This window comes from Bradyrhizobium sp. LeoA1Lang (assembly GCF_055413685.1).
Genome location: NZ_JBVAPG010000027.1, coordinates 52,998 through 65,600, shown reverse-complemented (window position 1 = coordinate 65,600; position 12,603 = coordinate 52,998). Strand labels below are relative to the sequence as shown.

The window sequence follows — 12,603 nt, the reverse complement described above, 5'->3', positions numbered from 1 at the left end:
GTCCCAAACTCGATCGCGACCATGCGGCTGCGCTTGATCCGAGCGCTGATCAGCACCTTACAGAGATGTCCCTGCTGTGGCGCCACCCAGCTCCAAACACGCGACGAAAACTCGTGACGCAGTAAGATTAGCCGTAGGGTGGGCAAAGCGAAGCGTGCCCACCATTCACGATCGGTGCAAGAGAGGTGGGCACGCTACGCTTTGCCCACCCTACATGCTACTCTCCACCCCATGGAGTGGACCGACGAGGGCATCGTGCTCGGGGTGCGGCGGCATGGCGAATCTTCCGCCATTGTCGAGCTCCTGACGCGCGAGCACGGCCGCCATCTCGGCCTGGTGCGCGGCGGAGCCAGCGCGCGGATGCGGCCGCTGCTGCAGCCCGGCAACAGCGTCACCGCGATCTGGCGGGCGCGGCTCGACGAACATCTCGGCTATTACCAGCTCGACGGTACGCAGTTGCGCGCGGCGAACCTGCTGGCGTCGTCGCATGCCGTTTATGGCGTCACCCATCTGGCTTCACTGGCGCGGCTGTTGCCGGAACGCGATCCGCACCAGGACATCTACGAGATGCTGGAGCGGACGCTGGATGATTTCGAGGATGCCGGCGGTGCCGCTATCCATCTCATCCGCTTCGAGCTGGCGATGCTGGCCGAACTCGGCTTCGGGCTCGACCTCTCGAACTGCGCGGCGACCGGCGCGACCTCCGAACTGGTCTACGTCTCGCCGAAATCGGGCGGGGCGGTATCGCGCGCCGCCGGCGAACCCTGGCGCGACCGCCTGATGCGGCTGCCGCCCTTCCTGCGCGATGACGATGACGGCGCGGGCGCCTGCTCGGACCAGGACCTGCTCGACGGCTTTGCGCTCACCGGCCGCTTCCTCCTGCGCAACGTGCTCGAGCCGCGCGGGCAGGGGCATTCCGACGCCAGGGACGGCTTCATCAACGCGGTGGTGCGCCGTCGGGCCCGGATCGCGGTCACCCCGTCCTGACGGCAATGCGCGCCGAAATTGCCAACCTACACATGGTGGTTCTATTGCGTGCAACCCTCGGCCCGTTCCATGCCGCATGGCCCGAAACTTGCCTGAAAAATCTCAGGGCAAACTCATAACGGGGAGCATGCAATGAGTACGCAAATCACCTACAGTGAATCCGACTCGGTCGGTTTCTTTCCCATCGTCCTTGCGGTCGTCTGCGGCGTGGCGACGGGCGTGTTGTGGGCCTACGCCAATCCGATCCAGCTCGTGCCGGGCGTGATCCAGTGGCGCATCTTCGCGTTCCTGCCGCCCTTGATCGGGCTTCTGCTCGGGCCGAAGAGCGGGTTCATCTGCGGCTATATCGGCACCATCGTCTGGTCGCTGCTCGCCGGCACCTTCATTCCCGCGCATTCGCTTGTTGTCGACGGCATCATGGTCGGACTCACGGGCGCCGTGCCGCCGATGCTGGTCAATCTGCGCAAGACCAATTTCGACCTGTCGATGCCGGTGCTGCTCAAGATAGCGGTGATCTGCGCGGTGGTCGGCATCATCATGGTGGCGGCGGTGTCGGCGAGTCTGGCGGTGCTCGGCATTTTCCCGTTCTGGTATGCGATGCTCTATATCGGCCTGTCCGACATCGTGCCGATGGTGATCGGAACGCCGCTGCTGGTACGTCCCGGCGCAAGGCTGCTTGCCGGCATCAGCCGGGGCACGCTGCACCGGTTTTGACCGCCCTTCGGGAGCGCTACTTGATGCTTGATCTGCGTGGGGTGAGCGTCGGCTTTCGGGCCGACGCTCACGTGCTGTCCGATATCAACCTCTGTCTCGAAGCCGGCAGCACCACGATTGTGACGGGGGCGGGCGGTTCGGGAAAATCGACGCTGCTTGCGGTCGCGGCCGGTCTCATTCCGAAGCTGATCCGGCCTCACCACATGCAGGGCGCGGTATCGCTTGACGGCACCGATCTCGGGGCAATCGGCGGCAGCGACTTGTTTCGCCGCGTCGGCCTCGTGCTGCAATCGGTCGAGGACCAGGTCTGGGACCTTTCCGTCGAGGATCTGATCGCCTTTCCGCTGGAGAACCGCGGCGTGGCGCAGGCGGAGATCCGCACGCGCGTCGGCAGCGTGATCGAGCAGATGAATATCGGCCGGCTGATCGGGCGCACGGTGCGCACGCTCTCGGGCGGCGAACGACGGATTGCGGCGCTCGCCTCGGCGCTGGTCTGGCAGCCGGATGTACTGATCCTGGACGAGCCGACCAGCGGGCTCGATCCTGACGCGCGGCTGCGCATGATCGGAATCCTGCGCGAGCTTAAGAGAACGAAGCTGACGCTGTTGATCGCCGAGCAGGATCTCGCCTGGTTCGATGATGTGGCCGATCGCGTGGTGTTCCTGAAGGAGGGCGGCATCGTCGACGATCTGCCCTGGCAGGCGGCCGTGCGCGCTACCACGCCGTATGCGGTCGCCGGTATCGAGCCGCCCTTTGCGCCGCCGGTGCCTCGGGCTGTGGTGCAGCCGGCACAGTCGGACGCGGCGCTCTCGGTCAAGCAGCTTTCGAGTACGCTCCGCCGTCCGAACGGCGAGCCGGTGCTGCGGTCGATCGAGCTTTCGCTTGGAAAAGGCGAGGTGGCGGGGCTGATTGGCAGCAACGGCGCCGGCAAGACGACGCTGATGCGCACGCTGCTCGGCCTGCAGAAGGCGGCCGGCGGAGCGATCGAGATCGGCGGCCGCGATAGCGCCGGCTGGACCATCGCGCAGCGGGCGCGCGAGATCGGCTATGTCGCGCAGAACTTGCGGCGGATGTTCTTCCTGCTCTCGGTCGTGGAGGAGGTCGTGTTCTCGCTGTCCGGCGGCGATGCCGGCGCCAAGGCCGTGGCTGCGCATCGCGAGCGGGCGATCGAGCTTCTGAAGGGCGTCGGCCTCGCCGATCGCGCGGAGCTTTCGCCATTCGCGCTGTCGGCGCGCGAGCAATTGATGCTGGCGCTGGTCTGCATCGAGGCGACCGCACCGTCGGTCGTGATCCTGGATGAGCCGCTGATCGCCTGCGATAGCGTCTCGCGTGCCGGCGTGCTGGCCTTCCTCGACCGCTGCCGCGCGCGGGGCTGTGCGGCGCTCCTGGTCTCGCACGACCTGCAGCTTGTCGACCGCGCCGCCGACCGCGTGCTGATCCTGGAGGATGGCCGGCTGGCCTTCGACGGGACGACCGAGGCGGCCTGGTCTTCGGACGTATTCGCGCGCCGCGGCTGGCCGCGCCCGAATCGCAATGCGGCGTCGATCGGAGGAGGCCACCGTGCATCGGCTTGATCGCATCAACCCATTCGTCAAATTGCTGGCGGCGCTGGTGCTGTCATCGCTCGGCTGGGTCGCCGGCAGCGCGGTGACTGCCGGCGTGCTCGCCGCGATCGTGCTGGCAATCGTGATCGCCTGCCGGCTGCCGCAGACCAAAGGCTATCTGAAATTGATGGCGCTGGTCGGCGGCCTGGTGACGCTGAGCTGGACCCTGAGCTTCGTCTGGAACGGGACGCCGCTCGCCGCTGCGATCGATGATGCGCTGCGCATGGCATTCCGCCTGATCGCGACCACAGGCAGTTTCTTCGTCGCGATCGAGACCACTTCGGCCGGCACGCTGCTCGCGGCCTGCAGCCGGCTGCGGTTGCCGGGTTCGCTGACGCTCGTGCTTGTGCTCGTGATCGGCATGATCCCGCTGATGCGCGAGGAGTTTTACAGCATCGGCGAGACCCAGCGGGCGCGTGGCCTCGAGCTCGACCGCGGACCGCTGCCGCGACGCATCCTCTACGCGCTGGCGCGCGGCGTCCCGCTGATGGTGCAGACGTTCCGCATGGCCGAGACGATCGCGCTGGCGCTGTCGATCTACGGCTTCGACCCTAAGATGGCGCGCACAAGCTGGCGCGACATCGGCTGGCTCACCATCCAGACCGACTTTCCTCTGACAAACCGGGGCAGGACCACATGAGCGCACCCACACCCGCCACCTATACCGTCGATATTGGTGGCGAGCCGACGGAGCTGCCGCTCGTCGCAATCAACGAGCGGCTGGCGATTTCGCTGCTGATGGTGATCGACATGGGCGTCGGCTTCGGCGAGCGGATCGGAAAGGCGCTGGCCGCGCGGCTGAAGGAGAAGAAGCCGGACATCGTGGTCGGCGCGGCGACGCTCGGCATTCCCGTTGCGATCGAAGTCTCGCGTCATCTCGGGCTCGACCAATATGTCATCGTGCAGAAGTCACCGAAGATTCATTTGGGCGACGCGCTGGTCGAATATGTGCAATCGGTGACCTCATCCGGCTCGCAGCGACTCCTGCTCGACCGCCGGGCGATCCCGCTCCTGAGGGGCAGGCGGGTCGTCGTGGTCGATGACGTGGTGGCGACCGGCTCGAGCCTGGCTGCGACCTTGAAGCTGGTGCGGCAGGCCGGCGCCGAGGTCGTCGGCGTCGGCGTGATCCTGACCGAGGGGCACGAGTGGAAGAAGGTGCTGGGCGCCGATGCCAGTCTCGTGACCGGGCTCGGCCATATCCCGCAATTCAACATCGCCGATGGCCATGCCACGCCGGATCCCGCGACCCTAGCGGGCGCGGGCTGAAAAATCGGGCTTTTTCTGCGGGGTATGGTGCCGAATCGATTCTTGCCCGATTCGCCCGAAGCGGTTAACCCGTCGGCATGGGAAAAGCACTGATTCCGCCGGAACCGCCAGAGGTTCACGAGGTACCGCTGCGCGATGCGCTGGAAGAGCGCTATCTCGCTTACGCGCTCTCGACCATCATGCATCGCGCGCTGCCGGACGCCCGTGACGGGCTGAAGCCGGTGCACCGGCGCATCCTTTACGGGATGCGGCTGCTGCGCCTCGATCCGGGCTCGCCGTTCAAGAAATCGGCGAAGATCGTCGGCGACGTGATGGGCTCGTTCCATCCGCATGGCGACCAGGCGATCTACGACGCCATGGTGCGCCTCGCGCAGGATTTCTCCTCGCGCTATCCGCTGGTCGACGGCCAGGGCAATTTCGGCAATATCGACGGCGATAACCCGGCTGCCTACCGCTACACCGAAGCGCGCATGACCGATGTCGCGCGGCTGCTGCTCGAGGGCATCGACGAGGACGGCGTCGAGTTCCGCGCCAACTACGACGGCCAGTCGAAGGAGCCGGTGGTTCTGCCGGGCGGCTTCCCGAACCTACTCGCCAACGGTTCGCAAGGCATCGCGGTGGGCATGGCGACCTCGATCCCGCCGCACAACGCCGCCGAGCTGTGCGACGCCGCGCTACATCTGATCGAGAAGCCCGACGCCAAGTCGAAGGCCCTGTTGCGGTGGGTCAAGGGACCGGATTTCCCGACCGGCGGCATCATCATCGATTCCAAGGAAGCGATCACCGAGGCCTACACCACCGGCCGCGGCTCGTTCCGCACCCGCGCGCGCTGGAAACAGGAAGAGGGTGCGCGCGGCACCTGGGTGATCGTGATCACCGAAATCCCTTGGTTGGTGCAGAAATCGCGCCTGGTCGAGAAGATCGCCGAGCTGCTTAACGAGAAGAAGCTGCCGCTGGTCGGCGACGTCAGGGACGAATCGGCCGAGGACATCCGTCTCGTGATCGAGCCGAAGTCACGCACGGTCGACCCTGAGCTGATGATGGAATCGCTGTTCCGGCTGACCGAGCTGGAAAGCAAGATTTCGCTGAACCTCAACGTGCTGGTCAAGGGCCGCATCCCCAAGGTGGTGGGCCTCGCCGAGTGCCTTCGCGAGTGGCTCGACCATCTGCGCGATGTGCTGGTGCGCCGCTCCAACTACCGCAAGGGCCAGATCGAGAACCGGTTGGAAATCCTCGGCGGCTACCTGATCGCCTATCTGAACATCGACAAGGTGATCAAGATCATCCGCACGGAGGACGAGCCGAAGCCGGTGCTGATGAAGACCTTCAAGCTCACCGAGATCCAGGCCGAAGCCATCCTCAACATGCGCCTGCGCTCTCTGCGCAAGCTGGAGGAGATCGAGATCCGGACCGAGGAGAAGGACCTCCGCAAGGAGCTGAAGGGCATCGAGTCGCTGCTCCGCTCCGAGACCGAGCAATGGGCCAAGGTCGGCGAGCAGGTGCGGAAGGTCCGCGATATGTTCGGGCCGAAGACGCCGCTCGGCAAGCGCCGTACCACCTTTGCGGATGCGCCCGAGCATGATCTCGCCGCGATCGAAGAAGCCTTCGTCGAGCGCGAGCCGGTCACCGTCGTGATCTCCGAGAAGGGCTGGGTGCGTACGCTCAAGGGGCATGTTGCCGATCTCTCGGGCCTTGCCTTCAAGACCGACGACAAGCTCGATCATGCCTTCTTTGCCGAGACCACGTCGAAGCTCCTGCTGTTCGCCACAAACGGGAAATTCTACTCGCTCGATGTGGCAAAGCTGCCGGGCGGCCGCGGCCATGGCGAGCCGATCCGCATGTTCATCGACATGGAGCAAGATGCCGCGATCGTGTCGCTGTTCGTCAACAAGGGCGGCCGCAAATTCCTGGTCGCGAGCAGCGAAGGGCAGGGCTTCGTCGTCAATGAGGACGATTGCGTCGGCACCACCCGCAAGGGCAAGCAGGTGCTGAATGTCGATATGCCGAACGAGGCGCGCACGCTCGCAACCGTCGCAGGCGACACCGTGGCGGTGATCGGCACCAACCACAAGATGGTGCTGTTCCCGCTTGACCAGGTGCCGGAAATGGCCCGCGGCCGCGGCGTGCGGTTGCAGAAATACACCAGCGCCTCGCTGTCCGACGTCGCGGTGTTCGATTCCAAGGCGGGCCTGACCTGGAAGGACTCCGCAGGCCGCGAGCATGGCATGAGCATGAAGGAGCTCGCCGACTGGCGCGGCAACCGCGCCGACGCCGGCCGCCTCGCGCACGGTCTGCCGAAGTCGAACAAGTTCAACCGCGGGATCGAGTAGTGGCTGGCTGTTGTAGCCCGGATGGAGCGAAGCGCAATCCGGGGCCGGCCCATCCGCGTCGAGATAGTCCCGGATTACGCTTCGCTCCATCCGGGCTACGTTTTCTCGCTTCAACAATCGCCAGCGGTGGTTATGGTCCCGGCTCAAGGCCGGAACGACAGCGAAATTGCTGTAATAGTATTCGTAAATCGGCGCGCTATAAATTCTTCCCATGGCGCATCAACATCACGATCACTCCCATGCGCATGATCATGCCGGGCACAGCCATGCCCCGGATGATTTTGGCCGGGCGTTTGCCATTGGCGCATCGCTCAACACCGCCTTCGTGATCGCCGAGCTGGTGTTCGGCTATGCCGCCAATTCGCTGGCGCTGATCTCCGATGCCGTCCACAATCTTTCCGACGTGTTCTCGCTGCTGCTGGCATGGGGCGCGGCGTGGCTTGCGGGAAGGCGGCCGACGGAGACGCATACTTACGGCTATCGCCGCGCCTCGATCCTCGCCGCGCTGTTCAATGCCGGGCTCCTGCTGGTCGCGGTCGGCGGCATCGCGGTGGAGGCGGTCAACCGGCTGCGCGAGCCGGCCGAGGTGGCGGGCTGGACGGTGGTCTGGGTCGCGGCGCTCGGCATCCTCGTCAATGGCGGCACGGCGCTGCTGTTCATGCGCGGCCGGCACGGCGACCTCAACATCCGCGGCGCCTATCTCCATATGGCCGCCGATGCCAGCGTCTCGCTGGGCGTCGTCATCGCCGCCCTGCTGATCATGTCGACGGGATGGTTGTGGATCGACCCGGCAATCAGCCTCGTCATCGCGATCGTCGTGCTGGTCAGCGGCTGGGGTCTGATGCGCGATAGCGTCAACCTCGCGCTCGATGCGGTGCCGAGGGGCATCGAACTGGTCGAGGTGAGGGATTTTCTGCGCACGCTCGATGGCGTCTCGGAGGTGCACGATCTGCACATCTGGGCCATGAGCACCAACGAGACGGCGCTGACCGCCCATCTGGTGCGGCCGGGCGGACATGACGATGCGTTCCTGCACCGCGTCTGCACGGAGCTCTCGCACCGCTTCAAGATCCATCATGCGACGCTGCAGGTCGAGGCCGACGGCGCCGCCTGTAAACTCGCGCCCGAGGAACTAGTCTAACGGCCGTCCGTCGCAATCGCTATATTCGACGGGCGGACTATCCGGAGATGAACCATGCATTCGCATTCGATCGAACAGTGGACCCACGATCACGCGTTCCTGGGAGCGACGCACGCCCATAACGAACGGCGCACCTGGCTGGTGGTGGCGCTCACCACGGTCATGATGATCGGGGAGATCACGGCGGGGTGGTGGTCCGGCTCGATGGCGCTGCTCGCCGACGGCTGGCACATGGGAACGCATGCGGCGGCGCTGGGCATTGCCGGGCTGGCCTATCTGTTCGCACGGCGCCAGTTGGGCAACGCGCACTTCAGTTTCGGCACCGGCAAGTTCGGCGATCTCGCCGCCTTTGCCAGCGCGATCATCCTGGCGATGATCGCCGTGCAGGTCGCCTGGGAAAGCGTGGACCGGCTGTTCCATCCGGTGTCCATTGCCTATGGCGAGGCGATCTCGGTTGCGGTGCTCGGACTTGCCGTCAACCTCACCAGCGCCTGGCTGCTGCGAGACGACCACGACCATCATCACGGTCATGGCCATTCTCATGACCATGACGACCACCATCATCACCATCACGACAACAATCTTCGAGCGGCCTATGTCCACGTGATGGCGGATGCCGCAACCTCCATCCTCGCCATCGCGGCGCTGCTGGTTGCGATGTCCGCGGGGTGGGTGTGGGCCGATCCGGCAGTCGGGATCATCGGCAGCGCCGTGATCGCGAGCTGGGCCTATGGCCTGATCAAGGCGTCAGGCGCGATCCTGCTCGACGTCAGCGCCGACAAGAAGCTCGAGGCGGTCATTCGCGACCGGCTCGAGACCAAGGGCGACCGCGTCACCGATCTGCATCTGTGGCAGGTTGGCCCCGGTCATCGCGCGGCGGTGATCTCGGTTGTCTCCGACCATCCGCTGCCGCCCGCGACCTACAAGCGCCGCCTCGGCGGCCTGCACGGTCTCAGCCATGTCACGATCGAGGTCGAGACGTGTCCGCATCACGAGCCGGCGCACGCCGCTTGAGAGATCAAAAGACCGTCAATGGCGACGATTGCCGCTGGCGATGACGTAATATTCCTTCCTCGAACGCTGGGGTCGATTGGTCGAGGGAGCAGAACGTGAAGACAACAATCGGTGTTGCGGTGGTGTTGCTGTCGGTTGCGGCGGCTGCGGGTCCTGCGCGGGCGCAATCGGAAAAGCCCGGCGTCGAGAAGCTTTACATCCTCAATTGCGGAGAGGGTGTTGCGGGCGACATCTCGCGCTGGTCGCCCGGTGTCAACGAAGGCAAGTCGATGGATTTCGTCGACAACTGCTATCTGATCAAGCACGCGCAAGGGTGGTTCCTGTGGGATACCGGTATTCCCGACGCGGTGGCGGGCATGCCCGACGGGCTCGTGCCGCCGGATCCGAAAGCGGTGACCTGGCGGCGTCCCAAGACGCTGGCCGCGCAGCTCGACCAGATCGGCGTGAAGCCGTCCGACATCAAGGCGATGGCGGTCTCGCATACCCATCCCGACCACATCGGCAATGTGGAGATGTTCCCGACCGCGATGCTCTATGTGCAGAAAGCCGAATATGATTGGCCCGGTGCCGACAACCAGCCGCGCTTCAAGGCGGAGCATCCGGTGACCAAGCTGGACGGCGACCGCGATGTGTTTGGTGACGGCAATGTGGTGATCCTGTCGACGCCCGGGCACACGCCGGGCCACCAGTCGCTGTTGGTGAAACTGCCGAAGACCGGGGCGGTCGTACTTTCGGGCGACGCCGTTCACTTCAGGGACAACTGGGATAACCGCCGGGTGCCGTCGATGAATGCCAGCAAGGAGCAGACGACGGCCTCGATGCAGAAGATCGCGGAGACGCTCACGAAAGAGAAGGCGCAACTCTGGATCAATCACGACAAGGCCCAGCGCGATAGCCTGAAGATGGCACCGGCGTTTTATGAGTGATGGAGCAGATGGAGTGGCTGCCTATTGTGGTGTCGGCTTGGTGTCGCGCAGCAGGAGCAGTGCGCCGAGCGCCGCGAGACTGAGCCCGGAGGAGACGATCAGGATGCCATTGCCCATGCGCTCGAGCAACAGCCCGAACAGCAACGGGGCCGCCGCCTGCGCCATCCGGGCCGGGGCGCCGATGATGCCGAGGCGGTAGGCGTAATTCTGCGCGCCGAAGATCGCGAGCGGGAGGGTGCCGCGCGAAATGGTCAGGATGCCGTTGCCGGCGCCGTGGCAAAGCGCGAAGACGCTTGCCGCGCCGCCGCCGGCGATCGCCACGATCGCGGCGCCAATCGGATGACCGAGACAGGCCAATTCGGTCGAAAGCAGCGGGTGGTAGCGGCTGAGCAGCCACGCCTCGATCGTGCGCGCGCCGACCTGGGCCGGCCCGATCAGGGCGCCGGCGGCGATTGCCTGCACCGGGGTCGCGCCGGCCGCTTCCAGGATGCGCGGGAAGTGCGCCGCCATCGCGCCGGTGACGGTCCAGGCGGTCGCGAACGCAAACGCCAGCAGGATCATCGGCCGGTCGATCGGGATATGCGGCTTCACCGCATTGGCCGCCGCGGCCTTGGCGCCGGGGATTGGCGGCAACATCAGCCAGTTGAGCGGCAGGCCGATCAGAAGATGTGCCGCCGCCCAGGCAAAGCAGGTATCGCGCCAACCGATCGTCTCCAGCCCCCACGCACTCAGCGGCCAGCCGACGGTGGAGGCAAAGCCCGCCATCAGCGTGATGCCCGTGATCGGGCGCCGCGCCGCCTCGCCATAGATGCGCCCGAGCGCGCCGAAGGCGGCATCATAGAGGCCGTACCCCATGCCGACCCCGAGGAAGAGCCAGGCGAGCAGCAGCAGCGGAATGGACTGCGTGAGGCCGAGCAGCACGAGCCCTGCCGCCAGCGTCAGATTGGAGATCGACAGCACGGACCTGCCGCCGACCAGGTCGATCTGGCGGCCGATCCGGGGGCCGAGCAGGGCCGAGAGCACGAGCGAGGCGGAGAAGGCGGCGAAGATCCAGTTGGGCGCGATGCCGAGATCGCTGGCGATGGGATCAGCGAGCACCGCGGGCAGGTAATAGCTCGAGGCCCAGGCGAGCGTCTGGGTGGTGCCGAGCGCCAGAATGATCGGAAGCTGCCGGGCGCTCATCGGTCCGTCGCGTTTCTGTCTTGCCTCGTTGTTCCCGCATTTGCCGCTGCCGCGGAAGTGTCGTCAAGTCGCGCCCGAGGAGCGCCGACCGATCTTTCGCGCGACATGATTGCCCGGCATAATCCGCGTATGGAACTCACACCCCGCCTGCGCCTGATGAACTGGCTGGTCAGACAGGGTCTGACGGGCCTGCCCGAAAACGACCTGCTGCGCGGCTTCTGCGAACGCTGCCGCGCGGCCGGAATGCCGCTGTCGCGCGCCATCGTCTTCATCGACACGCTGCACCCGATCTTCGAAGGCCGCGGATTCCGCTGGAACGACAGCGAGACCAACGAAAGCGATGCTTTCGAATACGGCTCGACCAGCAGCGGCGATGCCAGCCAGACCTGGCGGCGCTCGACCTTCTACCACATGCTGGAAAGCGGGCAGGACGAGATGGCGATCGACCTGGCCGATTGCGCCACGCTCGATTTCTCGATGATCAACGAACTCGCGGAAAAGGGCCACAAGCATTTCATCTCCTTCGTGCACCGGTTCGGCGAAGCCGGCACGATCGGCGAGATGGACTGCTTCTACTCCTACTGGACCACCCGCCAGTCCGAGGGGTTCGGCGAGCATCACATGGCGGCGCTGCGCGACTTGGTGCCGGTCCTTGGGTTGGCGGTGAAATCAGCAGCGCAGGTCGACATCGCACGCACCTTGGGGCGGGTCTATCTGGGGCGCGAGACCGCCGAGCAGGTGATGCGCGGCCGCATCTCGCGCGGCGTCACCGAGCGCATCAAGGCAGTGTTGTGGTATTCGGACGTTCGCGGCTCGACCGCGATCAGCGAGCGCATCGGGCCGGACGAGATCATCCCGTTCCTCAACGATTATGCCCAGGCTTCCATCGACGCGATCCACGATGCCGGCGGCGAGGTGCTGAAGCTGATCGGCGACGGCGTGCTGGCAATGTTCACGCAGGAGAACATGGCGATCGCCAAGCGCGCCGCGCTCCGCGCCGAGCACCGCTTCCGCCGCAATTTGAATGCGCTCAACGCCCGCCGTGCCGGCGAGGGACGGCCGACCACCTCAGCCTATGTCGGCTTGCATGTGGGCGAGGTGTTCTATGGCAATATCGGCAGCGAGGACCGGCTCGATTTCACCGTGGTAGGGCCCGCGGTCAATGAGGTCAGCCGGATCGCTTCGATGTGCAGCTCGGTCGACCGGGAGCTGCTGACTTCGCAGGCCTTCCGGGATGGCCTGGATGGGGCAGGGCGGAACTATCTGGTTTCGACCGGCCGCTTCGCCTTGCGCGGCATCAGCCGGGCGCAGAATCTCTATACGCTCGATCCAGACATTGCAGCGGACGAGGTGGTGGCCGGAAAGTACGAGCGCTACCTCGCGAGCTAGCTCCGCCTTATCTGTAGCCCGGGTGAAGCGCCAGCGTAACCCGGGGACGG

General features: G+C 65.5%; 11 protein-coding genes. 10 read left to right on the top strand and 1 reads right to left on the bottom strand.

All coding sequences use genetic code 11. The features are described from left to right. Nucleotides 1–231 precede the first annotated feature (231 nt). The 9 genes from recO (at nucleotide 232) to ACZYOF_RS12440 (ending at nucleotide 9,982) form a co-directional block, all read left to right on the top strand. Nucleotides 232–987, top strand: coding sequence for a DNA repair protein RecO (gene recO, locus ACZYOF_RS12480; protein WP_282530762.1), 756 nt, complete (start codon nucleotides 232–234; stop codon nucleotides 985–987). 132 nt (nucleotides 988–1,119) lie between these two features. Further along, nucleotides 1,120–1,701, top strand: coding sequence for an aminotriazole resistance protein (locus ACZYOF_RS12475; protein ID WP_130581851.1), 582 nt, complete (start codon nucleotides 1,120–1,122; stop codon nucleotides 1,699–1,701). A 23-nt stretch (nucleotides 1,702–1,724) separates the two neighbouring features. After that, nucleotides 1,725–3,275 carry an ABC transporter ATP-binding protein gene (locus tag ACZYOF_RS12470; protein ID WP_463715927.1) on the top strand — a complete coding sequence of 517 codons (1,551 nt, stop codon included), beginning with the start codon at nucleotides 1,725–1,727 and terminating at the stop codon, nucleotides 3,273–3,275. Then, entirely contained in the window at nucleotides 3,262–3,945 is a 684-nt protein-coding gene (locus ACZYOF_RS12465; RefSeq protein WP_463715926.1) for an energy-coupling factor transporter transmembrane component T family protein, read from the top strand. The genes ACZYOF_RS12470 and ACZYOF_RS12465 overlap by 14 nt, the downstream gene beginning before the upstream one ends. Next, nucleotides 3,942–4,571, top strand: a complete 630-nt coding sequence (locus ACZYOF_RS12460; protein ID WP_463715925.1) for a phosphoribosyltransferase family protein — start codon at nucleotides 3,942–3,944, stop codon at nucleotides 4,569–4,571. The genes ACZYOF_RS12465 and ACZYOF_RS12460 overlap by 4 nt, the downstream gene beginning before the upstream one ends. A gap of 77 nt (nucleotides 4,572–4,648) precedes the next feature. Beyond that, on the top strand, nucleotides 4,649–6,901 hold the full coding sequence (gene parC / locus ACZYOF_RS12455; protein ID WP_130581855.1) for a DNA topoisomerase IV subunit A: 2,253 nt from the start codon (nucleotides 4,649–4,651) through the stop codon (nucleotides 6,899–6,901). Nucleotides 6,902–7,112: 211 nt separating this feature from the next. After that, entirely contained in the window at nucleotides 7,113–8,042 is a 930-nt protein-coding gene (locus ACZYOF_RS12450) for a cation diffusion facilitator family transporter (protein ID WP_282530758.1), read from the top strand. A gap of 54 nt (nucleotides 8,043–8,096) precedes the next feature. Further along, a complete protein-coding gene (gene dmeF / locus ACZYOF_RS12445) occupies nucleotides 8,097–9,056 on the top strand; it encodes a CDF family Co(II)/Ni(II) efflux transporter DmeF (RefSeq protein WP_463715924.1) in 960 nt (319 codons plus the stop codon). Nucleotides 9,057–9,163: 107 nt separating this feature from the next. Then, nucleotides 9,164–9,982: an N-acyl homoserine lactonase family protein gene (locus ACZYOF_RS12440; protein WP_282530794.1), complete on the top strand. Its 819-nt coding sequence runs from the start codon at nucleotides 9,164–9,166 to the stop codon at nucleotides 9,980–9,982. Nucleotides 9,983–10,003: 21 nt separating this feature from the next. Here ACZYOF_RS12440 and ACZYOF_RS12435 read toward each other — a convergent pair whose 3' ends face one another. Next, the gene (locus tag ACZYOF_RS12435; protein ID WP_394567061.1) at nucleotides 10,004–11,164 is read right to left on the bottom strand and encodes an MFS transporter; all 1,161 of its coding nucleotides are present in this window, start codon (nucleotides 11,162–11,164) and stop codon (nucleotides 10,004–10,006) included. A gap of 129 nt (nucleotides 11,165–11,293) precedes the next feature. On the opposite strand from ACZYOF_RS12435, the gene ACZYOF_RS12430 reads away from it, so the two are divergent. After that, a complete protein-coding gene (locus ACZYOF_RS12430) occupies nucleotides 11,294–12,553 on the top strand; it encodes an adenylate/guanylate cyclase domain-containing protein (RefSeq protein ID WP_282530755.1) in 1,260 nt (419 codons plus the stop codon). The last annotated feature ends 50 nt before the right edge of the window (nucleotides 12,554–12,603 follow it).